This is a genomic window from Sphingomonas sp. GC_Shp_6 (assembly GCF_026540835.1).
Lineage (GTDB): Bacteria > Pseudomonadota > Alphaproteobacteria > Sphingomonadales > Sphingomonadaceae > Sphingomonas.
The window spans coordinates 1-21,315 of record NZ_JALNUO010000001.1; the positions used below are offsets into that span (position 1 = coordinate 1).

The window sequence follows — 21,315 nt, forward strand, 5'->3', positions numbered from 1 at the left end:
TGGTGCGCGCGCGCGTGCTGGCCAAGCGACTCGACAACGCCCCGCTCGCCATCGTCGACAAGCGCCGCGAGCGCGCGGGCGAATCGGAGGTCATGAACATCATCGGCGAAGTCGAAGGCCGGTTCTGCATCCTGGTGGACGACATCGTCGATTCGGCAGGCACGCTGTGCAACGCCGCCGCCGCACTCCGCGAAGCGGGCGCGGAGGACGTCGTCGCCTATGTCACGCACGGCGTGCTGTCGGGCGGTGCGGTCGCGCGCGTCGAGGGTTCGGTGCTGCGCGAACTCGTCATTACCGATTCGCTCGGCAATCACGAGACGATCGGCAAATCGGGCAAGATCCGCCACCTGCCGATCGCGCCGCTGCTGGGCGAGGCGATCAAGCGGATCGCGGACGAGACGAGCGTGAGCAGCCTCTTCGACTGAAGACGGGCGCGGCGCCTGGCACGGCCCGAGGGGCGGCATGGTGTCTGGAACGGGACGCCGGCAAAGCCGCCGTCGATCGGGTTCGCCGGGCGACCCGTCGGCCGCGCTGGTCGCGGCGCTTTGCGCCACGCGGCGGGCGTGGCCGCGCCTGCGACTCAGCGCTGGCTGAGCGCGATGATGTGGTCGAACACGGCGGGGTGCAGCGGCTTGGCGAAGGCGCAGCCATATTTGAACTTGTCGCGCCAGGCGACTACCGCCTCGAGCGGGGCGAGGCCGGGGATCGTCAGCCACACCGCGGTGCCGGGCCAGAGCGTGAAGCTCGTCTCCGCGCGAAAGCCCGACATGGAAAGATCGGTCACTTCGATCTCGAACCGGGTCTGCCCGCGGTCGCGCAGATGCGCGCGCATCTTCACCGATTTGCGCAGTGCCTGGCGATTTTCGTCACCCATGACGGGATCGGGGATGGAGGCGGGCTGGTTCATTCCCCGATTCCTACGCCAAGATCGTTACTTTTCCCCAAACGCCGGCGCGCGGACGCCACGGTTGCGTCGCCGCTTCAGCTCGGCCTTCAGCGCCACCGGATCGGGCGCGACGAGGAAGCCGAAGCTCACCGTTCCACCCTTGGTTTCGACCACATGGTGGAGCCGGTGCGCCTGGACGATCCGCTTCATATAGGCCGATTTCGGCAGATAGCGCGTGGGGATGCGCCGGTGGACGATCACGTCGTGGAAACCGAAATAGATCGCCCCATAGGCCGCGATCCCTGCACCAATCCACGCGAAGCCCGGCCACCAGCCGAGCTGCACGCCGCCGAGCAGCAGCACGAACGACGGCACCGCGAAGATCGCCGCATACAGGTCGTTCAGCTCCCAATTCCCCGAACGCGGCCGGTGGTGGCTCTCGTGCAGGAACCAGCCCGGACCATGCATGATCCAGCGGTGCGCGGCATAGGCGAACGCCTCCATGCCGAGCACGGTCGCGAGGAAAAGCAGGATACCGATCGGCCAGGACATAGCCGCGATATAGGTCTGGGCGCTTGCAAAGGCGAGCCGCGACGTGCTTTAGGCGCGTGCATTCCCGATCCTCGAAAAAGGCGCGCGGCCCCCATGAACATCCACGAATACCAGGCCAAGGAATTGCTGGCCAAGTTCGGCGTCCCCGTTCCCGCGGGCTTTGCGGCGCTTTCCGTAGAGGAAGCCGTCGAGGCGTCGAAGAAGCTGCCCGGGCCGCTCTATGTCGTGAAGGCACAGATCCATGCGGGCGGCCGCGGCAAGGGCAAGTTCAAGGAACTCGGCCCCGATGCCAAGGGCGGCGTGCGCCTCGCCAAGACCGAGGACGAAGTCCGCGCGGCCGCCACCGACATGCTCGGCAACACGCTGGTGACGATCCAGACGGGCGACGCGGGCAAGCAGGTGAACCGCCTGTACGTGACCGACGGCGTCGACATCGCCAAGGAATTCTACCTCGCGCTCCTCGTCAACCGCGCGACCGGTCGCGTGTCGATGGTCGCCTCGACGGAAGGCGGCATGGACATCGAGACGGTGGCGCACGACACGCCCGAGAAGATCCACAGCATCGACATCGACACCGCCACCGGCTTCATGCCGCATCACGGCCGCGCCGTGGCCGCCGCGCTCGAGCTGAAGGGCGATCTGGCCAAGCAGGCCGCCCATGTCGCGTCGAAGCTCTATGCCACCTTCCTCGGCACCGATGCCGAGCAGATCGAGATCAATCCGCTCGCCGTGACCGAGGACGGCAAGCTGATGGTGCTCGATGCCAAGGTCGGCTTCGACGGGAACGCGATGTTCCGCCACAAGGACCTGATGGAGTTGCGCGACGAGACCGAGGAGGATCCCGCCGAGCTGGAAGCCTCCAAATACGACCTCGCCTATATCAAGCTGGACGGCGATATCGGCTGCATGGTCAACGGCGCGGGCCTCGCCATGGCGACGATGGACATCATCAAGCTGAACGGCATGTTCCCGGCCAACTTCCTCGACGTGGGCGGCGGCGCTAACAAGGAGAAGGTGACTGCGGCGTTCAAGATCATCCTCGGCGATCCGAACGTGAAGGGCATCCTCGTCAACATCTTCGGCGGCATCATGCGCTGCGACATCATCGCCGACGGCATCGTCGCGGCGGCCAAGGAAGTGAATCTGAGCGTTCCCCTTGTCGTGCGGCTCGAGGGCACCAATGTCGAAAAGGGCAAGGAGATCCTCGCGAACTCCGGCCTCGCCATCGTTCCGGCAAACGATCTGGGCGATGCCGCCAAGAAGATCGTCGCCGAGGTGCAGAAGGCGGCTTGAACCAACATGTGTCCCCGTCGAGGCGGGGACCCAGACTGGGCACCTGCCTTGGCGGGTGAACATCCTCCCCGGGAGCAGTTTGGGTTACAGGAGCGGATGGAATGAAGGTACTGGTCCCCGTCAAGCGCGTGCTTGACTATAACGTAAAGCCCCGCGTGAAGGCGGACGGGACGGGGATCGACCTCGCCAACGTCAAGATGAGCATGAACCCCTTCGACGAGATCGCCGTCGAAGAGGCGATCCGCCTCAAGGAAAAGGGCGTCACCGAGATCGTCGTCGTCTCGATCGGCGAGCCCAAGAGCCAGGAAACGCTGCGCACCGCGCTTGCGATGGGCGCCGACCGCGCGATCCTCGTCACCAGCGAGACCAAGGTCGAGCCGCTGGGCGTCGCCAAGATCCTCGCCAAGATCGTGGAGGAGGAAAAGCCCGACCTCGTGATCCTCGGCAAGCAGGCGATCGACGACGACAACAACCAGACCGGCCAGATGCTCGCGGGGCTGCTCGGCTGGGGCCAGGGCACGTTCGCGTCCAAGGTGGAGATCGCCGACGGCTCGGTGAACGTCACGCGCGAAGTGGATGGCGGTGCCGAGACGGACACGCTGAAGCTGCCTGCGATCATCACCACCGATCTGCGCCTCAACGAGCCGCGCTATGCCAGCCTGCCCAACATCATGAAGGCCAAGTCCAAGCCGCTGGCGCAGAAGACGCCGGCCGATTTCGGCGTCGATGTCACCCCGCGTCTCACCACGCTGAAGGTGGTCGAGCCCGCCAAGCGCACCGCGGGGATCAAGGTCGCCGACGTGGACGCGCTCGTCGACAAGCTCAAGTCCATGGGAGTTGCGAAGTGAAGACTCTGGTTTGGGTCGAACATGACGGCACCGCCGTCAAGGACGCCACGCTGTCGGCGGTGACCGCTGCATCGAAGCTGGGCGAGGTTCATCTGCTCGTCGCCGGGCAGGGCGTCGACGCCGTCGCCGCGGAGGCCGCGAAGATCGCCGGTGTGGGCAAGGTGCATGTCGCCGACGACGCGGCCTTTGCGCATGCGCTGGCCGAAAATGTCGCACCGCTGGTCGCCGAACTGATGGGGCATCACGACGCGTTCGTCGCGCCGTCCACCACCAACGGCAAGAACATCGCGCCGCGCGTCGCCGCGTTGCTCGACGTTATGCAGATCAGCGACATCCTGTCGGTGGAGAGCGAAGACACGTTCACGCGGCCGATCTATGCCGGCAACGCGATCGCGACCGTGCAGTCGTCGGACGCGAAAAAGGTCATCACCGTGCGCGGCACCGCGTTCGACAAGGCCGCGACCGAAGGCGGATCGGGCGAGATCGCGGCGGTCGCGTCGACCGGCGATGCCGGCCTGTCGACCTTCGCGGGCGCGGAGATCGCGAAGAACGAGCGTCCCGAGCTGACCTCGGCCAAGATCATCGTCTCGGGCGGACGCGCACTCGGATCGGGCGACAAGTTCCACGAGCTGATCGATCCGCTCGCCGACAAGCTGGGTGCGGGCGTCGGCGCCAGCCGCGCCGCAGTCGATGCGGGCTATGCGCCGAACGACTATCAGGTGGGACAGACCGGCAAGATCGTCGCCCCCGAAGTCTATGTCGCGGTCGGCATCTCGGGTGCGATCCAGCATCTGGCCGGCATGAAGGACAGCAAGACGATCATCGCGATCAACAAGGACGAGGACGCACCGATCTTCCAGGTGGCGGACATCGGCCTGGTGGGCGACCTGTTCAAGATCCTGCCGGAACTGACCGAGAAGCTTTGAAGAAAAGGCGACGTGGGAGGGCTTCCCACGTCGCCTGTTGAGATGGCGGCCGCCGCTTGCCCGATCGCGGCCAGAGCGGCGTCGGTTCAGCCAGCGCTCGCGACGGGCGGCACGCCGCGCAACCGGATCGCGATGCCCAGCGCCGCAAGACCCAGCACGCCGCAGAACCCCGCGACGCCCGGCCAGCCCGCGCGGCTCCAGGCGATGCCGCCCAGCGATCCGAGCACGCTCGATCCGGCATAATAGAAGAACAGATACAGCGCCGCCGCCTGGCCTCGCGCACCCGTCGCGCGGCGGCCTACCCAGGCGCTGGCGATCGAATGGCCACCGAAGAAGCCGACCGTCACCACCGCGATCCCGATCACCACCCATGCGAGCGGCGCGGCGGTGGTGAGGGCGACGCCCGCGATCGTCACCGCCACCGGCACCCAGAACACCCGCCGCCTCCCTGCCCGCCCGGCGAGCGCGCCGAACCAGGCCGAGCTGATCGAGCCGAGGATATAGAGCAGGAACACCGCGCCCACCGCCGCCTGCCCGAGGCTATAAGGCGGTGCGAGCAACCGAAAGCCTGCATAATTGTAGATGGTGACGAAGACGCCCATCAGCAGGAACGCCTCGGCATAGAGCCATGGCAGCGCGCCATCGCGAAACAGCCGTGCGGCGCTGCGGGCGAGATCGCCCGGGCGCCCCGCGACCGCAGCGAAGTGGCGCGAGGGCGGCGCGAGGCGGCGGAACCCCTCCGCCATGGCGAGCCCGCTTATCCCGACGCTGCCGAGCGCCCAACGCCAGTCTGCGACGTCCGCGACGAGGCTGGCAACGAGCCGGCCGCCCATTCCGCCCAGTGCCGACCCCGCGATATACAGGCCCATCGCTGCCCCGACCGAGCCGGCATCCACCTCCTCGGCGACATAGGCCATCGCCACCGCGGGGACTCCGGCCAGCGCGACGCCGGTCAGCAGGCGTGCGACGAGCAGGGCGCTCCAACCGGGTGCCAGTGCCGCGGCAAGCGTCAGCGCCCCGGCGGCGAACATCGCCCCCACCATCATCGGCCGGCGCCCGATCCGGTCGGAGAGCACGCCGGCGAACAGGATGCCGATCGCGAGGGGGCCGGTGGCGAGCGATACCGCCAGGCTCGCCCCCTCAGCACTCAGGCGATAATCCTGCGCGAAGAGCGGCAGGAGCGGCTGAACCGCATAGAGCAGCGAAAAGGTCGAAAAGCCGGCAAAGAGCATCGCGAGCGTCAGCCGGCGATAGCCCGCGCTGCCCCGCGCATGCGCCCCGCTCGCGACCGGCGCGTCAGACGCCGCCAAGAAAGCTTGCCACGTTGGCGCCGAGCGCGTCCACCGCATAGCCGCCCTCCATCACCACGACGGTCGGCCAGCCACAGCCGGCGATCTCGCGCGCGAGCACCGCGTAATCGGGGGTGCGCAGCGCGAAATGGCTGATCGGATCGCCCTCCCACGTATCGGCGCCGAAGCTGACCACCAGCAGCCCCGGCGCGAACGCCGCGATCGCGGTCAGCGCCTCGCCCTGCGCCCGCCGGAACGCGTCGAGCGACGTGCCGTGCGGCAGCGGCCGGTTGAGCGTCGCGCCCGCGCCTTCGCCCGCGCCGGTCTCGTCCAGATGCCCCCAGTAAAAGGGGAAGTCGGTGGCCGGATCGGCATGGATGCTGGCGTAGAAGACGTCGCCGCGTTCCCAGAAGATGTCCTGCGTGCCGTTGCCGTGGTGATAATCGATGTCGAGGATCGCGACGCGCTGCACGCCGGCATCGCGCGCCGCCTGCGCGGCAATCGCGGCCGTGTTGAGGTGGCAATAGCCGCCGCAATAATCCGCACCCGCATGGTGGCCGGGCGGACGACACAGGGCGAAGGCCGCGCGATCGCCCGCGAGCACCGCCTGGGTCGCGGCGAGTGCGGACTGCGCGCTGGCATAGCTTGCTCCCCAGCTCTCCGCGGTGATCGGCGTCGTGGCGTCCATGGCGTAACGCCCCATCGCCGCATCGATCCGGTCGAGCGGCACATCGCGCCGGCGCACGACGGGAAAGGCATAGGGGATAGCATCGCCCGAGCGACCGGCCGCCTGCCAGCGCCTGGCCGCGGTCTTGAGGAAATCAATATAGCCCGCATCGTGCACGGCCCTGATAGCCGCCTCGCCCGCATCGCCCGGCAGTTCGGTGGGCCCGATCGCGGCGAGGATCGCATCCACCCGCGCCGGCGTCTCGGCATAGGGCACGAACGCGCCGTTGTGCAGCTCCAGCGCCGGCGCGTGCCGTCGCTGATCGGGGGAAAAGAACAGGCGCATCCGCGTCAAACGCCGCGAACGCCCGCGCGGTTGCTCAACGCGCGAGCGCCTCCGCGATCAGCGCGCGCGAATTGGCGATGCCGTAGAGCGCGATGAAACTGCCCATGCGCGGCCCCTGGCTCGATCCGAGCAAGGTTTCGTAGAGCGCGCGAAACCAATCGCGCAGCTCGGCGAATCCGCCCGTCTTGCCGATCTCGTACACGCTGTTCTGGATCTCCTCCGCGCTCGCGCCCTCGGGCATCGCGGCGAGTTCGGCATCGAGCCGCCGGAGGGCGGCGACCTCGACGCCCTCCGGCGCGCGGCGCTGCAACGTCGGCGCGACGAAATCGCGCGCATAGGCCAGCGCATGGTCGATCAGCCGGTCGAGTTCGGGATAGGCCGCGGGCGAGGCATCGGGCACGTAATTGGCGAGATAGCCCCACACCTGCTCGCGGCTCGCATCGCCCATCACGCCGACCAGATTGAGCAACAGGCCGAACGTCACCGGCAGCGCGCCCGTCGGCACGGCGCCGTCATGGATATGGTGCACCGGGTTGCCGAGCTTCTGCTTGACGTCTTGGACTGCGTAATTGCCGCGGAACTGCCAATATTCGTCCACCGCGCGGGGGATTACGCCCATATGAAGCGACTTGGCCTTTTTCGGCTCGCGATAGGCGAAGAAAGCGAGACTCTCTTCGGGGCCATAGGTGAGCCACTGGTCGAGGCTCAGCCCGTTGCCCTTCGATTTCGAGATCTTCTCGCCATTCTCGTCGAGGAACATCTCGTAGTTGAAGCCTTCGGGCGGACGGCCGCCGAGCACGCGCGCGATCTTGGAGGATTGGGTGACCGAATCGATCAGATCCTTGCCCGCCATCTCGTAATCGACGCCGAGCGCCACCCAGCGCATCGCCCAGTCGACCTTCCACTGAAGCTTGGCCTTGCCGCCCAGAGCCGATTGCTCGATCCAGTCCCCGCCATCCTGAAAGCCGATGATTCCGGCCTCCGCATCGACGACGGTGACGGGCACCTGGAGCACGATCCCGCTGCTGGGGCTGATCGGCAGCACCGGCGAATAGGTCTCGCGCCGCTCGGCACGCAGCGTCGGCAGCATCACGTCCTGAATGCCCTGGAAGTGGCGCAGCACGCCCTTGAGCGCCGCGTCGAACCGGCCCGCGGCATAATAGTCGGTCGCGGAGACGAACTCATAGTCGAAGCCGAACCGATCGAGAAACGCGCGCAGCATCGCATTGTTGTGCGTCGCGAAGCTGTCATGCGTGCCGAACGGATCGGGGATGCGCGTCAGCGGCTTGCCGAGATGTTCGGCGAGCATCGCGCCGTTCGGCACATTGTCGGGCACCTTGCGCAGCCCGTCCATATCGTCGCTGAACGCGATCAGCCGGGTCGGCTGGTCGGACAGCGCATGGAAGGCGTTGCGCACCATCGTCGTACGCAGCACCTCGTTGAAGGTGCCGATATGCGGCAGGCCCGATGGGCCATAGCCCGTCTCGAACAGGATGGGCGCGGGCTGCCCGTCCTTGGCGGGCTTGCCGTCCGGCCAGCGCTTCAGCAGCTTGCGCGCCTCTTCGTAAGGCCAGGCCTTGGATTCGAGAGCGGCGGAGCGGAGGGCGTCGGTCATCCGAAGCTGCTAGTGCATGGGCGTCGCCCTGCACAACCCCGCGGCGCCATCGGGCAAGAGGGCGGATCGCCGGATCGCAGGGTTGCCATTCTGTTCCGGCGGCGTATCTGAAGGCGATGGCGTTGCCCTATCCCGCTCTCCACGCGAGCCATGCCGGCATCTGGATCGCCGACGACAGGGCGACGCGGCCGGTGGGGCGGGGCGAGGCGATCCGGATCGTGGCGGACACGCCGGTGATCCTGCTGAACGCGCCGCTGGTCGGGCAGCGGCTCGGCTATGCGGAGCTGTCGGGGCTCGACCTGCTCGAACTCTACGCCTTTCTGCGTCCCGCGCGCTTCATGGTGCCGACCGCCAAGGGCGTCGCCGCGGCCACCGGGCTGGCGATGCCCGCGCGCGACGAAGACGTCGCCGCGTTCCTTTGCGAGGCGGCCGAGGCGATGCTCGCGGTGCCGGCCGGCGATTGGCCCGAGCGTGAGGGCGCATGGACCGCGGCGCAGTCGCTGCTGCGGATGCGCTGGCCCTGGGGGCCGCTGGTGAACGAGCGGCTCGCGCGACCGGCCGAGAACGAACGCTGGCTGTTCGCCCGGCTTCCTGAATGGGAGGAGGCCGCCCCCCGCCCCGCCCCGCGCACCGTCATGATCGAGCCCGGCGCCGCGGAGGCGCGGCTCGATGCGCTGACCGGCGATGGCGCCGAGGAACGGCCGGGCCAGCGCGCCTACGCCGGGGCGGCGGCGGCCGCCTTCGCACCGCGGGCCATGCGCGACTCGCCCAATCTGGTGCTCGCCGAAGCGGGAACCGGGATCGGCAAGACGCTCGGCTATCTGGCACCCGCCAGCCTCTGGTCGGAGCGCGCCGGCGGGGCGGTGTGGATCTCGACCTATACCAAGGCGCTGCAACGGCAATTGGGCCAGGAGACCGCGCGGCTCTATCCCGACGAAACCGTGCGCAAGGCCAAGGTCGTGACGCGCAAGGGCCGCGAAAACTATCTCTGCCTGCTGAACCTGGAGGATGCGCTGCAGGGCGGCTTTCAGGGCCGCGCGGCGATCCTGGCGCACCTCGTCGCGCGCTGGGCGGCCTATAGCGCGGACGGCGACATGGTGGGCGGCGACCTGCCCGGCTGGCTGCCGACATTGTTTCGCCGCAACGGCCCGGCGGCGCTGACCGACCGGCGCGGCGAATGCGTCTATGCGGGCTGCCCGCATTACCGGAAATGCTTCATCGAACGCGCCGCGCGCGCGAGTGCCGAGGCCGATATCGTGATCGCCAACCACGCGCTGGTGATGGTCAACGCCGCGCGGGGCCGCGAACTGGCCACCCGCCCCACGCGCTATGTGTTCGACGAGGGGCATCACCTGTTCGATGCCGCCGATTCGATGTTCGCCACCGCGCTGACCGGGGGCGAGACGATCGAGCTGCGCCGCTGGATCACCGGACCCGAGGCGGGCGGGCGCGGACGCCGGCGCGGGCTCGCCGCGCGGCTGTCCGACGTGGCGAGCTATGACGAACAGGGCGGCCGGGCGATCGCCGACGCGGTCGATGCCGCACGCGCGCTCGCCTCGGACGGATGGCTCCAGCGGCTGAACGAGGGCCAGCCCTTCGGCGCGATCGAGACGCTGCTCGCGACGGTGCGCGGCCTCGCCTATGCGCGCGCCGAACAGTCCGGCCCCGACGGGCAGGGCGCGGGCTATGGCCTGGAGACCGAACTCGCCGAGCCATCGGCCGAACTGATCGAGGCCGCCGCCCCCGCCGCCGCCGCGCTCGATGCGCTGGTGCGGCCGCTGGTCACGCTCGGGCGGCGGCTGGAGGCGGTGCTGGCCGAGGCGCCCGACTGGATGGACGCGGCGGCGCGCGCGCGGATCGAGGGCGCGATCGCCTCGACCGGCTGGCGCGCCGAGACGGTCGCGGGATGGCTCGCGCTGCTCGCGCGCGTCGGCGGCCCGGCCGACCCCGATTTCGTCGACTGGCTCGCCGTCGATCGGATCGAGGGGCGCGAATATGACATCGGCCTTCACCGCCACTGGCTCGATCCCACGCGCCCCTTCGCCGAGATCGTGCTGAAGCCGGCGCATGGCGCGCTCGTCACCTCGGCGACGCTGACCGGCGGCGGCGATTGGGAAACGGCGGAGGCACGGGTCGGCGCGCCGCACCTGCTGCGCGGCCCCGCGCGGTTCGAAGCGGCGAGCCCCTTCGACTATATCAACCAGTCCGAGGTGCTGGTCGTGACGGATGTGAAGCGCGGCGACGTCGCGGCGCTCGCCAACGCCTATTCGCGACTCATCGTGGCGAGCGGCGGCGGGACGCTCGGGCTGTTCACCGCGATCCGCCGGCTGCGCGCGGTGCACGCGCGACTGGCCGACCGGCTTGCGCAGGAGGGGCTGCCGCTCCACGCGCAGCATGTCGATCCGATCGACACGGGCACGCTGGTCGACATCTTCCGCGACGATCCGCACGCCTCACTGCTCGGCACCGACGCCTTGCGCGACGGCGTCGACGTGCCGGGCGAATCGCTGCGTCTCGTCGTGATGGAGGGGGTGCCCTGGCCCAAGCCCACCGTGCTCCACGCCGCGCGACGGCTCGCGGGGGGCGGCGCGGCCTATGACGACCGGATCGTGCGGGCGCGGCTCGCCCAGGCGTTCGGCCGGCTGATCCGCCGCGCCGACGATCGCGGCGCGTTCGTGATGCTGTCGGCGGCAATGCCCTCGCGATTGCTCACTGCCTTCCCCCCCGGCGTGACGATCGCGCGCGTGACGCTCGACGAGGCGGTGGCGCGCGTCGCATCGCGGCTTTCCTCGCGCGCCGCGCTGGGGCATGGGCGGCGTGAACCGGTGGGAGGGGCTTCTTGAAGACGCTGACGCTGCTGCGACATGCCAAATCGGGATGGGACGATGCCGTGGCGCGCGATTTCGATCGGCCGCTCAACGCCAAGGGCAAGCGCGCGGCGGCGCTGGTCGGGCGCCATATGCGCGGCGCGAACCTCGAATTCGATCACGTCGTCGCCTCGCCCGCGCTGCGCGTCACCGAGACGCTGGACGAGGTGGCGCGGGGTTACGGCCTCATGCCGGCACCGTCATGGGACCGCCGGGTCTATCTCGCCTCGGCGACGACCTTGCTCGACATCGTGCACGAACTGCCCGCCGACGCCGCGCGCGTGCTGCTCGTCGGGCATAATCCGGGCCTTGAGGATCTCGTGCTGACGTTGGTGCCCGATGCCCCCGAACCGCTGCGCGACTCGGTCGAGGAAAAATACCCGACCGCGACGCTCGCCGAGATGACGCTGGACGTGGACGACTGGGCGCGCGTCGCGGCGCGCGGCGCCCGCCTCACCCGCTTCGTGCGGCCCCGCGACCTCGATCCGACGCTGGGGCCCGACGCGCACTAGCGCCCTTCGAGCCGCGCCTTCAGCCCCGCGAACGGGCCCATCTCCACCTCGTCCTCGCTGACGACCCCCGCCGCCCGGAGCGCGGCGGCGGCATTGGGCCCGCGCGGGAACGGGTCGAGCGCCAGCGCCATCGTCTCCGCGGCGGCTTCGCCCAGATCGACCGCGCCGCCTTCGATCGGGATCGTATCGAGCGCCGTCTCGTCCAGTTCCACCTCTTCGGCGTCGCCCAGCGATTCGACGAAGCGCAAGTCGACCGCCTCGTCCACGCCGACCGTCAGCGGCTCGTCGGTGACCGAACAGGCCTGCACCACGGATGCGGTCACCTGCCCCCGGGCGAGGATCCCCGCCGCCTCGCGCCGCACGCGATAGGTCGCCTCGAGCCGCTCGACCGCGACCAGGCCGAACCGGCGCGCGAGGGCGGCCCGTTCCTCGGGGCGCGCCTCGATCGCGACGACGCGCTCGCCCTCGCCGATCGTGTCGACACGCTCGGGGCGGCTGAATTCGGGCGTCACGGCAAGTCTCCGGTCATGAGCAGGGCCACGGGCATCGGCGCCAGCGCGACGGACCAGGCGGTCAGCGAATCGGCGACATGCGCCAGCGCGGCGGCGTCGGGCGCCTCACCGCGGTACAGGTTGCGCACCAAGGCGGGGCCGAGATCGCCCGCGGCGAGGCCGTCGCGGTATGCTCCGAGCCGGCCGCCCAGCATCGCCATCATCCGGCCGATATGCTTGCCGACCACCACGTCGCCGATGCCGAGTTCGCGCAACTGCCCGTCCATGTCGTCGACGAAGCGCTCGGCGAGCCGCGCACCGGGTTCGGCCCCGTCGGGCGTCGCCTCCAGCCGGATCAACAGGATCGCGAGGACGGCCGCGATCATGTCGAACCGGCCGTCCACCGTATCGGGCACCTGCCCTTCCACATACCAGTGCGGCGCGCGGGCGCGCAGCACCACGGCATTGTAGGCGAGAAGCGCCTCGTCGCCGCGTTCGCCCAGCAATCGTCCCAACCAGCCCAACCGCCGCTCCCGTCCGAAACCCTGTCACGCCACGCGCGGCTTGTGCACCCGGCGCTCCTCGCATATCGAGGCGATCGGCGGCCGATGCAATCGCCGCCCGTGTGTCGCGTAGCCCGTCCGGGAGATTTCGAGTGAAGCTTCGTTCCGCCCGCACCGGGCTGGTGACCATCGCGCTGATGGCGGGAATCGGCGCGTCCGGCTGCACCCAGTTGCGCTCGCACCAGGGCTATGTCGTCGATACCGATCTCGTCAATTCGGTCCAGCCGGGCGTCGACAACCGGCAATCGGTGTTGGCGACGCTCGGCAAGCCGACCTTCGCGGCGCAGTTCGATGCCGGCGACTGGTATTATATCGCGCGCGACAGCCGCAACTACGGCTTCACCAACCCGCATGCGCGCGACCAGATCGCGATCCAGCTGACGTTCGATCCGGCCGGCAACGTGCAGACGATCCGCCGCAGCGGACTGGAACAGGTCGCCTCCGTGCATCCCTACGGCAAGACGACGCCGACGCTCGGCAAGAAGCGCGGCTTCTTCGAGGACCTGTTCGGCAATATTGGCACGGTCGGCGCGGCGGGCGGCACCGGCAATCCCGGTGGCGGCGCCGGCGGCGGTCGCGACACGCCCTGACGGGTTCATCACGCTGATCCGGCAGAGTTTTTGCAAGTCGGCGAAGATCGCGCTTGGCGATAGCGCTCATTCTCGATCCATCTCCGATTGCTCCATAATGGTTCCGATCTAGCCTTTGGCCTCCACGTTGGGGGCAGCGGGATGTTCGAGCCGATTCGCGTGATGGATTTCATCACGCATGAGACGATGCTGTGCGCCGGTGTCGGGCTGTTGCTCGGCGGGATCGACGATCTCGTCGTGGATCTGATCTTCATCGTGCAGCGGCTGTGTCGCGGCCCTGCGGCGCGCCCGACGCTTGCGACGCTCCCGATCTCGCCCGCGCGGCTGCGTCTGGCCGTTTTCGTCGGCGCGTGGGACGAATCGGCGGTGATCGGCGCGATGCTCGCCAACGCGGTCGCCCGGTTCGACCATGACGATTACCGGATCTATGTGGGCGTCTATCCCAACGACCGCGCGACAATCGACGCCGCCGCGGCGGTCGCCACGCGCGATCCGCGCATCCGGCTGGTGATCGGCACGCGCGACGGTCCTACCACGAAGGCGGATTGCCTCAACACCGTGTGGCACGCGATGCAGCGCGAGGATGCAGCGCGGGGCCGCCCCACCGATGCGATCGTGCTGCACGACGCCGAAGATTTGGTGCATGGCGGCGAGCTGCGCGTGTTCGACGCGCTGCTGCGGACGCATGCGGTGGTGCAGATTCCGGTGCTGCCGCTCGTCGCCCGGGGGTCGCCGCTCGTGTCGGGCCATTATGCCGATGAATTTTCCGAAGCTTCTTAGGCGTTACCGCAACGAGCGGCTGGCCTCATGCGGAACGAGCTATATAAAGAACAAACGTGGAACAGGGTGTCACCTGCTCCTGTGATTCGCGAGGAGGATAGTGTGCAGCCGGAAAGCAATTCGGATCAGCCCCGCCCAGCGTTCGGAGCTTGGTTGGCGACACAGACGGACCGTAGCGGGCTCGTTGGACAACTTGTGGCGGGAGCGGCTGCCGATCGTCGCTTCCCACGCCAGGGTGACCCGGAAGCGGTTCGCAAGCACCTGTCGGCGATGCAAGCCGATGGCGACCTGTTCGAGGCCGTCGACGAAGCTGAGATTGATTGGCTGGCGTCGTAATGCACGCGGCATGGGAACAGGCATTCGCGCTTATGGCTGGTCACGGCCACAGCGGTGCCTGCGGCATCGTCGTGGAGGGTATGCAGAAGACGCCTCCAGATGCGCCTGAACAGTTCCGCGGATGGCACGCCATCGCAGAATGTCTGAACGCTATCGCCGCTGCGGCGGCGACCCGACATTGATGCGAGGCTCAGGGCTATCGGGCTTCCTCTTACAATAGTTATGAGGTGCGCTAAGCTGTTTCGCGATGCCATACGATCCAGCAAACCGACCGTCATGGGCGCCGGCAGCGGATCACCTTCCGTCTCTGCCTTCGATCACGACTTACTCGGATGCCGATCTGCTCATGCGCTATCAGCAGACGACCGGCGAGCGTGAAGACGCCGTGGCGAACGTTGTCCTCGCAGAGATAAAGCGCCGTAATCTCGACCTTTGATCTGCCAGGACACGGGGTTTCGTTGTTGGAGAGCATAGCGGGTTTAGCCTGTCGCGGCTGGTAGCCTCTGGCGCAGCGGATACGTCGATGAGCGATAAACCGATCGATCCCGGCTGGATGAGCCTCGGGAACATGCGGCAGAACGGAGCGACATCGGTGGATCTGCACTGCCATTGCGGGCATCATGCCACCGTCGATATCGGCCGCCTGCCGGACGCCTTCAAGGTGCCGGCGGTGCGGACCCTCTATCGCTGCTCGGAATGCGGGGCGCGGCCGTATAGCTCGCGCCTGCACTGGCCAACCCGCTAGGGGGCGGGCGGAGGTTACCTCTGCCTCGGTCGCCTTCTTCCGCCGGGTCTAGCTGGCCCGATACCCGCAAATTCGATTGCAAATACCCGGTCTCGCGATCTGCCGCTATCTCAGACTTGGACGCTCAGATGACAAGGAGTTTCCCCGATATCGGCGTATGTCCATGCCCACGAGGAATTGACTATGCCGACCAACACCGATTTTCCAAAGGCGCCTTACCGCTACGATCCATACCGCAACTACAAGTTCCGACTGAAGTGGGACGGTAAGTATGTAGCGGGCGTGTCGAAGGTCAGCGGGCTCACCCGCACGACCCAAGTCGTCACCCATCGCTCGGGCGGCGACCCGTCCACATCGCGGCGCATGCCCGGCCAGAGCGAGTTCCCCGCGATCACGCTGGAGCGCGGCGTGACGCACGACATTGCGTTCGAACGATGGGCGAGCAGGGTGTGGGACTATCACAATTCGACGATCGACGATCAGCAGGGCGGCAGCGGCAACCAGGTCGTCTCGCTCAAAGACTTGCAAAAGGACGTCATCCTCGAAGTATACAACGAGGCGGGGCAGAAGGTCATCGCCTACGATATCTACCGCTGCTGGCCGTCGGCGTTCGTCGCGGTGCCGGAGATGGATGCGAACGGCAACGCCGTCGCGATCATGTCGCTGAAACTCCAAACCGAGGGCTGGGAACGCGACGCCTCGGTCGTCGAGCCCACCGAACCTAGCTACACGCTGCCGGCTAGCTAGCCCGCGACGACGCATGGCACCGCGAAGGTCTCGCGATCCGAAGACCGAGGCTGTTGTTCGTGTCTCGCCGCTGAAATGCGGCCAGTCCGTTCTCAACCACAATGGGACATCCCCGATCGCGCCAGCCACGGCGGAGATTACCTCCGCCGCGTCGCCATTGTTGGCACGGTTTACCGCGCATTTCGCTGTACCGGGTCGGGCGTGATACCCGACCCGGTACCCGCCTCAGCCGATCCCAAGCGCCTTCAGCAGCGCCAGGCCGATTGCGACGATCGGCGTCGGCTTCACCGATGCGAGCACCTCTTCGAGCACCAGGCCCGCGAACTGCTCCGCATCGGTGACGACCGCGCTGACACCACCCTTTGCCGCCTCGGTCACGACCAGCGGCGCAACAGCCGCGATCACGTCGGCGCGCTTATCGGCGCCCGGCTTTCCGGTTACCTCGGCCGCCGTGACCGCCGCGAGGGTCGCAGCGCCGATGGGGTTGCCGATCTGCGCGGCGACCGCGACCGCCTTCGTCAATCCCGAAGCCGCGGCGGTGCCCAGGGTGACGCCCTGAGCCTTCAGGGCGGCGAGCTGCGCATTGGAGATGATGCGAATACCGAACATGCTGACGATCCTTGTGAACGACGGGTGACGCGCGTGTTCAGCCGCCGTCGCCGGCTGGCGCGTATCGGGCCAGCCATGAGGCTGGTCGGATGGTGGAAAGCGCTGTGGGCGCGGCTGAGTGGGAGAGCAGCCACGCTGCCTCGCGCTCAGGACGGTTCGCCATCCGCTAGAAAGACGTTATCCGGGGGTTATGGAAACAGATCGCCGCTTCGTTCTGGGTGCCGCGTTGACGCTGGCTTGCCCGCGCTCAGCCGTCGCGGCGCCCGTACGGATATTCACGCCAGAGGAGTTCGGCGCAAAAGGAGACGGCCGTACAAACGATAGCTTGGCGTTTGGACGGCTGGCGAATGCGGTCAACATGTACGGTGGTGGCACCGTCTCTTTCCGGAAGACCACCTATCTGGTTGGACTGCAGGGTCTCGCGCCAAACGATTTTTACCTTTTTCCGCCGCGAGATCTGCTGACCTTCAAGGGCTGTCACAGCCCTCTACTCCTAGAGGGTAACGGTGCGAGGATACTGTGCGAAACAGGTCTGCGGTTCGGCGTATTCGGACTAGACGGTCTGCCCTCGCATCACCCAATGCCCTACACCGGTCCGGGCCTCGCATCGCCTTACAAGGCCATGATATCGGTTGAGAATTGCACCGCCGCTGTGCAGGTGTCGGACTTCGATCTCGAGGGATGTACCGACGATCTCATCATCGGCGGTCAATACGGCGATGTTGGCTGGCAAATCCCGGCATACGGCCTGTTATTGCGCGATAACCTCGGGTCAGAGGTTATCGAGCGCATACGATCCCACAGCCACCCGCTAGACGGCATTGGCATCATTGGACCCGACAAACCGACCGCAGCGGCTGTCCGAACATTGATTGATGTCATCGCGGATCGGAACGGCCGACAGGGGTGCAGTCTGACAAGCGGTCACGATTATGCGTTTAAACGGTGTAATTTTACGCGAACTGGTCGAGGCAAGATCAGCAGCGCTCCCGGCGCAGGGATCGACATCGAAGCTGAAGATCGGCTGATACGCCATATTTCGTTCGAAGATTGTCATTTCGCCGACAATGCCGGATGCGGCATGGTTGCCGACAGCGGAGACTCAGCGGACATCCGGTTCGATCGTTGCGTGTTCGTCGGGACAACCAGTTGGTCGGCGTGGCCAAGAAAGCCGGGTATGCGATTTATCGCGTGCAAGTTCGTTGGCGCTATCGCGAACGCCTTTGGCAATCCCGACCCATCACGAGCTGCCCAGTTCTATCGTTGCACGTTCGACAATAACCCTGCGCTATCATCAACCGGCAAGGTATACGGCGGATCGAACACCGATCGCCCACTAGCCGATCTTTCCAGCGAAATTAATGTCCTGTTCGACCAATGCAAATTCTCTGCGTTGCATCGCGGATCGCTGCCGTGGTCGACAGGCGCCATCTACCGCGACTGTACGATGGTTGCCGGCTTCGATATCACGAGCCACACCCGTGGTCATTTTTTGGGTTACAATACCATAGTTGGGAAAGTCGATTTAAGCGGGTCCAAGATCGTTGGCGCCGTGATGTTGAATGGCAAGCTGTTGCATTAGAACCTGATCCCGCAAGCCGCAATCCAGCGCCAATGAACCGCGTGCGCGCGGATCGCGCTCCAGCCTGTCGCTCCGAGGGTTAGCCCGGCGCCAAGCACGTAATCGCCGATAGGACCGACCGCGCTGTCGGCAGTGGTTTGGTCGACGTAGCGATGCGCCACAAGGGCGGCGCCAGCTGCGGTGAGCGCGTGGCGGAGCAGGGCAGCAGCGATGGCACGCGCGGCGGTCGCCGCCGGCGCAGATGCGTCGGACATGGTGGTCATCTCCAGGCATGAAAAAGGGGCCGCCGAAGCGACCCCATTAGAATACTGCGTTTAGACCTGGGTTAAGCGGCGCGGCGAGTGAGCAGCCGCGGGAGATAGGCCAATGCAGCCCCGTCGCGATCAGCGAAATAGTCGGCAGCCCGCTGCGGCAGCCATACGTTGCGGAAGTGCGCGCGGAAGTGGTGGATCATTTTTTCGGGGTAGGCCTTTGCCCGCACTGGTTGCCGCTTGTCCTCAAAGGTGTGGATGTACGTTGGCATAGCGTCAGTATCGATCCCATGCTCATCGCGCAGAAACTTCGCGAACATGCGCCCCGACGAGATATCGGGCCATAGTCGCTCAGGAAGCGAGTAACCGAGCGCTTCCATCGGCGCGATTAGTAGCAGGGTGAGCTCCGTCAACACCGAAAAATGCCCGGTCGGCACGCTGTACTGGTTCGCTAAATAGCGTCGAATGTGAAACGGGAGCTCAGCGGGTCGCCTTGGGGCGCCCTTTCCCGACATCCAATCCAGTACCCATTGGGAAACCTGAACGGCGAAGTCGCCAGACAGGTAGCTTGCTAAATTGATGGCGACTTGCGGATGAACCCAGGTGCCGCGTACGTCATTCGCCCCGGTCACGATCGACTGGATGAGGAGGTCCCTGTGAATCTGCAGGGACCTCTCCAACGACGTGATAAACGCTTCGGTCTGCCCAATACGCCGATATGCGGACCACTCCGATCCGGCGGCTTTGCACATCGCTGTAGCGTTGATGTAGCCATCCGTCGCGCGCTGCTGGATCAGCGAACCTTGATATGTGTGCGGCACGAGCGTGAGCTGAAATTGGCTGGCGCTATGCTGTGTCGGTGACGTGCTCATTATCCATCGTCCTACTCGGAACCCGATCGAGGGACGTTGACGATGGTGTCAACACGCAATAGATATCATCCGAAGCCACGGTGATGTCCCTCCCACGGGTCATTGCTTTCACCAGAAGCCGCGTTTGGGTCTAGTCCACCCTGGCGCGGTTTCTGCGTTTCAGAGCCGAATGCTCATCAACCATTCGTAAATACCTGCGAAGGGCCAGTTGCGTCAAGCGACGCCTGACTTTGTCGCTGAAACGGCTCGTGGAACATCCAGTGTTCTCAATTTGGTCAAGTGAAAATGTGCGCGGCGCGCGCTCGTCTGCGGGCCGCCGAAAACGCAAGAGAACGGGTCGGGAACAAAAACTTTTCCTCGGGCTTGGTCACTTTTCGTTCTTCAACGCCGGTTTAGAGACGAATCAAGAACATTAGGTGCGAATCAAACACTGCGCCCGCTCTCGTCGCCGGCGCAGCGTCAGCCCACGCACCTCGACCAGCTTGCCGTCCACGCGCGCCTTGTTCCAGGGCATGAATAGGTCGCATCCACCGCGCCAATCGCCGCGATTGAAGTGGATCGCAGCCCCAGAGCCGCAGAACGCCGGCACGCCGATGTTGTGCGCCAGGCGGGTGGACGCCGCCCACTGGTAAGGGCGCGAGCGGAGCCCCGGCACGCACGCGGCGACGCCATCCTGTTCCAGCTTCACGTCGGCCGCGAGGATCGTTTCGCACTGCGTGTCCGTGTGGAGCGTGCCGACCTTCGACGTGCGATCGGCGTGGCCGAAGCAATAGGTCGGGATCTTCGCCACATCGAGATAGGTGCGGTTGACCTTGCCTTCGTCGGGCTTGATCCCGGCAACCGCGAGCGCGGCGGTCATCACAGCCACGGCGGCAAGGCCTGCGGCGTTGGTCGCTGTGGCCGCCACGCGCGACTTCGGCGCCGCGCCCGCGAGGGGCGGCTTGGTATCTGCCATTGGTGTTCTCCTCTTCAAACTGAAGTCACACGGGCTTCATAGAACGGCTGCTACAGCGTACTTTTTGCAAGGACGTGAAGTCATGAGCGTGATCCTGATAGGTGCCATGATAATCTTCGTCATCGCCGCTGTTTTTTTCTTCATTCGGAGAAGTCGGAGTGCCGCCCGTGCACGGGCCAGAGTGCGTCATCAGGAAAAAGTATTTCCTGACTGGCAAAATGTTCTTGACGAAAGACGAGTGGCGAAGGGGAAGTAGCGTCCTAGCCTTTAAGCCACTTTGCGGCCGATCGCGTTCACGCAGTCCTGGAGCTTATCGAACCTCGCGCCGGTGTCCCGCGCCTGTTCTTTCAGCAGCAGCTTGATCTCGCTCATGTCGGAGGCAAGCCCATCCTGCTTCTGCTCGAGCTTGCCGATCGAGATCAGCATGGCGCGAATGTCGCCGCTGTTGCCGTCGATCCGGTCCTTGAGGCCCTGCTCGACGGTGAGCCGATTATCCTTCAGGTGGTCGATCGCCTTCTCGATCTCCACGCGCGGCATGAAGTCGGAGCACTTCACCTCGACCGTCTTCAGCCGATCCTCGACGCTGTCGTTGTGCCGGTCGATCTGGCCCATGAAGCGGTCTTCCCGCTCCTGCATGGCCTTTTCGTTCTCCAGCCGGGTGGCCCGAAGAGCGCGCAGGATCGTCATGACGCTGCCCGCGAGACCCACGAGCAGGATTAGGCCAGCGACGGTCATATAGCCGTCGAGGATCGTCTTCGGCGCTGCTGGCTCAGCCGCAGCGGCAACCAGCATGGTGATGATCATTTGGTTCTCCAGCTACCCGCAGAGCAAAATGCGAGGCGTCATTCGATGCATCCTGCCCCGCGAAGATACGCGATGGCAGGATCATAAGATGTCATGATGATTCAGTCTGTCGAGCCACCTAAATGCCCGAAGGCGATAGGTCACTCGCCGCGAATGCCGTCTGGCACAGGTGTGATTTGCACCGTATCAA

Annotated in this window: 25 protein-coding genes; 13 read left to right on the forward strand and 12 right to left on the reverse strand. The window is 66.2% G+C overall.

Annotation, left to right across the window (positions count from 1 at the left end; translation table 11 throughout):
• The coding region (prs, locus tag OXQ95_RS00005; protein ID WP_267378024.1) for a ribose-phosphate diphosphokinase at window positions 1-425 on the forward strand (425 nt) is incomplete at its 5' end.
• Window positions 426-580: 155 nt separating this feature from the next.
• On the opposite strand, the gene OXQ95_RS00010 is transcribed toward prs, so the two are convergent.
• On the reverse strand, window positions 581-907 hold the full coding sequence (locus tag OXQ95_RS00010) for a pilus assembly protein PilZ (RefSeq protein WP_242097355.1): 327 nt from the start codon (window positions 905-907) through the stop codon (window positions 581-583).
• A gap of 24 nt (window positions 908-931) precedes the next feature.
• The gene (locus tag OXQ95_RS00015; RefSeq protein ID WP_242097354.1) at window positions 932-1,438 is read right to left on the reverse strand and encodes a sterol desaturase family protein; all 507 of its coding nucleotides are present in this window, start codon (window positions 1,436-1,438) and stop codon (window positions 932-934) included.
• A gap of 93 nt (window positions 1,439-1,531) precedes the next feature.
• Between OXQ95_RS00015 and sucC the strand changes: the two genes are divergently transcribed.
• The 3 genes from sucC to OXQ95_RS00030 all read left to right on the forward strand — a co-directional run bounded on the left by sucC (window position 1,532) and on the right by OXQ95_RS00030 (window position 4,505).
• A complete protein-coding gene (gene sucC / locus OXQ95_RS00020; RefSeq protein ID WP_242097353.1) occupies window positions 1,532-2,731 on the forward strand; it encodes an ADP-forming succinate--CoA ligase subunit beta in 1,200 nt (399 codons plus the stop codon).
• 101 nt (window positions 2,732-2,832) lie between these two features.
• Window positions 2,833-3,579 (forward strand): electron transfer flavoprotein subunit beta/FixA family protein, encoded by a 747-nt coding sequence (locus tag OXQ95_RS00025; protein ID WP_267378044.1) that lies wholly within the window; start codon window positions 2,833-2,835, stop codon window positions 3,577-3,579.
• Complete coding sequence (locus OXQ95_RS00030; protein ID WP_267378046.1) at window positions 3,576-4,505, forward strand: electron transfer flavoprotein subunit alpha/FixB family protein; 930 nt, start codon at window positions 3,576-3,578, stop codon at window positions 4,503-4,505. Before OXQ95_RS00025 ends, OXQ95_RS00030 begins: the two co-directional genes overlap by 4 nt.
• A gap of 86 nt (window positions 4,506-4,591) precedes the next feature.
• Here OXQ95_RS00030 and OXQ95_RS00035 read toward each other — a convergent pair whose 3' ends face one another.
• Genes OXQ95_RS00035 through OXQ95_RS00045 form a run of 3 tightly spaced genes read right to left on the reverse strand, consistent with a single transcriptional unit; the run spans window position 4,592 to window position 8,421 of the window.
• Window positions 4,592-5,815, reverse strand: coding sequence for an MFS transporter (locus OXQ95_RS00035; RefSeq protein WP_267378047.1), 1,224 nt, complete (start codon window positions 5,813-5,815; stop codon window positions 4,592-4,594).
• Window positions 5,802-6,806 (reverse strand): histone deacetylase family protein, encoded by a 1,005-nt coding sequence (locus OXQ95_RS00040; RefSeq protein WP_267378049.1) that lies wholly within the window; start codon window positions 6,804-6,806, stop codon window positions 5,802-5,804. The genes OXQ95_RS00035 and OXQ95_RS00040 overlap by 14 nt, the downstream gene beginning before the upstream one ends.
• Window positions 6,807-6,840: 34 nt before the next feature.
• Window positions 6,841-8,421 (reverse strand): lysine--tRNA ligase, encoded by a 1,581-nt coding sequence (locus OXQ95_RS00045; RefSeq protein ID WP_267378051.1) that lies wholly within the window; start codon window positions 8,419-8,421, stop codon window positions 6,841-6,843.
• Window positions 8,422-8,537: 116 nt separating this feature from the next.
• Here OXQ95_RS00045 and OXQ95_RS00050 point away from each other — a divergent pair, with 116 nt between their 5' ends.
• A complete protein-coding gene (locus tag OXQ95_RS00050) occupies window positions 8,538-11,264 on the forward strand; it encodes an ATP-dependent DNA helicase (RefSeq protein WP_267378054.1) in 2,727 nt (908 codons plus the stop codon).
• On the forward strand, window positions 11,261-11,800 hold the full coding sequence (locus OXQ95_RS00055) for a histidine phosphatase family protein (RefSeq protein ID WP_242097346.1): 540 nt from the start codon (window positions 11,261-11,263) through the stop codon (window positions 11,798-11,800). The genes OXQ95_RS00050 and OXQ95_RS00055 overlap by 4 nt, the downstream gene beginning before the upstream one ends.
• Here OXQ95_RS00055 and OXQ95_RS00060 read toward each other — a convergent pair.
• On the reverse strand, window positions 11,797-12,312 hold the full coding sequence (locus OXQ95_RS00060) for a DUF177 domain-containing protein (protein WP_242097345.1): 516 nt from the start codon (window positions 12,310-12,312) through the stop codon (window positions 11,797-11,799). The two genes, OXQ95_RS00055 and OXQ95_RS00060, sit on opposite strands and share 4 nt — an antisense overlap.
• Window positions 12,309-12,815 carry a ubiquinol-cytochrome C chaperone family protein gene (locus tag OXQ95_RS00065; RefSeq protein WP_242097344.1) on the reverse strand — a complete coding sequence of 169 codons (507 nt, stop codon included), beginning with the start codon at window positions 12,813-12,815 and terminating at the stop codon, window positions 12,309-12,311. Before OXQ95_RS00065 ends, OXQ95_RS00060 begins: the two co-directional genes overlap by 4 nt.
• A gap of 131 nt (window positions 12,816-12,946) precedes the next feature.
• On the opposite strand from OXQ95_RS00065, the gene bamE reads away from it, so the two are divergent.
• The 5 genes from bamE (at window position 12,947) to OXQ95_RS00090 (ending at window position 16,052) form a co-directional block, all read left to right on the forward strand.
• Window positions 12,947-13,444, forward strand: a complete 498-nt coding sequence (gene bamE / locus OXQ95_RS00070; protein ID WP_242097343.1) for an outer membrane protein assembly factor BamE — start codon at window positions 12,947-12,949, stop codon at window positions 13,442-13,444.
• Window positions 13,445-13,585: 141 nt separating this feature from the next.
• Window positions 13,586-14,224, forward strand: coding sequence for a glycosyltransferase (locus tag OXQ95_RS00075; RefSeq protein WP_267378059.1), 639 nt, complete (start codon window positions 13,586-13,588; stop codon window positions 14,222-14,224).
• Window positions 14,225-14,377: 153 nt separating this feature from the next.
• Window positions 14,378-14,560, forward strand: coding sequence for a hypothetical protein (locus tag OXQ95_RS00080; protein WP_267378062.1), 183 nt, complete (start codon window positions 14,378-14,380; stop codon window positions 14,558-14,560).
• 523 nt (window positions 14,561-15,083) lie between these two features.
• Window positions 15,084-15,305 (forward strand): hypothetical protein, encoded by a 222-nt coding sequence (locus tag OXQ95_RS00085; RefSeq protein ID WP_267378065.1) that lies wholly within the window; start codon window positions 15,084-15,086, stop codon window positions 15,303-15,305.
• Between the two features lie 183 nt (window positions 15,306-15,488).
• Window positions 15,489-16,052 (forward strand): phage tail protein, encoded by a 564-nt coding sequence (locus OXQ95_RS00090; protein WP_267378067.1) that lies wholly within the window; start codon window positions 15,489-15,491, stop codon window positions 16,050-16,052.
• A 225-nt stretch (window positions 16,053-16,277) separates the two neighbouring features.
• Here OXQ95_RS00090 and OXQ95_RS00095 read toward each other — a convergent pair whose 3' ends face one another.
• The gene (locus OXQ95_RS00095) at window positions 16,278-16,661 is read right to left on the reverse strand and encodes a hypothetical protein (RefSeq protein WP_267378070.1); all 384 of its coding nucleotides are present in this window, start codon (window positions 16,659-16,661) and stop codon (window positions 16,278-16,280) included.
• Between the two features lie 190 nt (window positions 16,662-16,851).
• Here OXQ95_RS00095 and OXQ95_RS00100 point away from each other — a divergent pair, with 190 nt between their 5' ends.
• Window positions 16,852-18,243 (forward strand): right-handed parallel beta-helix repeat-containing protein, encoded by a 1,392-nt coding sequence (locus OXQ95_RS00100; protein ID WP_267378073.1) that lies wholly within the window; start codon window positions 16,852-16,854, stop codon window positions 18,241-18,243.
• Here OXQ95_RS00100 and OXQ95_RS00105 read toward each other — a convergent pair.
• The 3 genes from OXQ95_RS00105 to OXQ95_RS00115 form a co-directional block, all read right to left on the reverse strand.
• Window positions 18,240-18,506: a hypothetical protein gene (locus OXQ95_RS00105; protein ID WP_267378075.1), complete on the reverse strand. Its 267-nt coding sequence runs from the start codon at window positions 18,504-18,506 to the stop codon at window positions 18,240-18,242. The two genes, OXQ95_RS00100 and OXQ95_RS00105, sit on opposite strands and share 4 nt — an antisense overlap.
• A 62-nt stretch (window positions 18,507-18,568) precedes the next feature.
• Window positions 18,569-19,366, reverse strand: a complete 798-nt coding sequence (locus OXQ95_RS00110; protein ID WP_267378078.1) for a KilA-N domain-containing protein — start codon at window positions 19,364-19,366, stop codon at window positions 18,569-18,571.
• A gap of 412 nt (window positions 19,367-19,778) precedes the next feature.
• Window positions 19,779-20,273 (reverse strand): hypothetical protein, encoded by a 495-nt coding sequence (locus tag OXQ95_RS00115; protein WP_267378081.1) that lies wholly within the window; start codon window positions 20,271-20,273, stop codon window positions 19,779-19,781.
• Between the two features lie 130 nt (window positions 20,274-20,403).
• On the opposite strand from OXQ95_RS00115, the gene OXQ95_RS00120 reads away from it, so the two are divergent.
• A complete protein-coding gene (locus OXQ95_RS00120) occupies window positions 20,404-20,577 on the forward strand; it encodes a hypothetical protein (protein WP_267378084.1) in 174 nt (57 codons plus the stop codon).
• A gap of 11 nt (window positions 20,578-20,588) precedes the next feature.
• On the opposite strand, the gene OXQ95_RS00125 is transcribed toward OXQ95_RS00120, so the two are convergent.
• Window positions 20,589-21,125, reverse strand: a complete 537-nt coding sequence (locus OXQ95_RS00125) for a hypothetical protein (protein ID WP_267378088.1) — start codon at window positions 21,123-21,125, stop codon at window positions 20,589-20,591.
• Between the last annotated feature and the right edge of the window lie 190 nt (window positions 21,126-21,315).

What these genes read in the sequence shown, in the direction of transcription:
- OXQ95_RS00010 (WP_242097355.1), bottom strand. Translation starts at nt 907, where the DNA reads ATGAACCAGCCCGCCTCCATCCCCGATCCCGTCATGGGTGACGAAAAT.
- OXQ95_RS00015 (WP_242097354.1), bottom strand. Translation starts at nt 1,438, where the DNA reads ATGTCCTGGCCGATCGGTATCCTGCTTTTCCTCGCGACCGTGCTCGGC.
- sucC (WP_242097353.1), top strand. Translation starts at nt 1,532, where the DNA reads ATGAACATCCACGAATACCAGGCCAAGGAATTGCTGGCCAAGTTCGGC.
- OXQ95_RS00025 (WP_267378044.1), top strand. Translation starts at nt 2,833, where the DNA reads ATGAAGGTACTGGTCCCCGTCAAGCGCGTGCTTGACTATAACGTAAAG.
- OXQ95_RS00040 (WP_267378049.1), bottom strand. Translation starts at nt 6,806, where the DNA reads ATGCGCCTGTTCTTTTCCCCCGATCAGCGACGGCACGCGCCGGCGCTG.
- OXQ95_RS00045 (WP_267378051.1), bottom strand. Translation starts at nt 8,421, where the DNA reads ATGACCGACGCCCTCCGCTCCGCCGCTCTCGAATCCAAGGCCTGGCCT.
- OXQ95_RS00050 (WP_267378054.1), top strand. Translation starts at nt 8,538, where the DNA reads ATGGCGTTGCCCTATCCCGCTCTCCACGCGAGCCATGCCGGCATCTGG.
- OXQ95_RS00075 (WP_267378059.1), top strand. Translation starts at nt 13,586, where the DNA reads ATGTTCGAGCCGATTCGCGTGATGGATTTCATCACGCATGAGACGATG.
- OXQ95_RS00085 (WP_267378065.1), top strand. Translation starts at nt 15,084, where the DNA reads ATGAGCGATAAACCGATCGATCCCGGCTGGATGAGCCTCGGGAACATG.
- OXQ95_RS00090 (WP_267378067.1), top strand. Translation starts at nt 15,489, where the DNA reads ATGCCGACCAACACCGATTTTCCAAAGGCGCCTTACCGCTACGATCCA.
- OXQ95_RS00095 (WP_267378070.1), bottom strand. Translation starts at nt 16,661, where the DNA reads ATGTTCGGTATTCGCATCATCTCCAATGCGCAGCTCGCCGCCCTGAAG.
- OXQ95_RS00100 (WP_267378073.1), top strand. Translation starts at nt 16,852, where the DNA reads ATGGAAACAGATCGCCGCTTCGTTCTGGGTGCCGCGTTGACGCTGGCT.
- OXQ95_RS00105 (WP_267378075.1), bottom strand. Translation starts at nt 18,506, where the DNA reads ATGACCACCATGTCCGACGCATCTGCGCCGGCGGCGACCGCCGCGCGT.
- OXQ95_RS00110 (WP_267378078.1), bottom strand. Translation starts at nt 19,366, where the DNA reads ATGAGCACGTCACCGACACAGCATAGCGCCAGCCAATTTCAGCTCACG.
- OXQ95_RS00120 (WP_267378084.1), top strand. Translation starts at nt 20,404, where the DNA reads ATGAGCGTGATCCTGATAGGTGCCATGATAATCTTCGTCATCGCCGCT.
- OXQ95_RS00125 (WP_267378088.1), bottom strand. Translation starts at nt 21,125, where the DNA reads ATGATCATCACCATGCTGGTTGCCGCTGCGGCTGAGCCAGCAGCGCCG.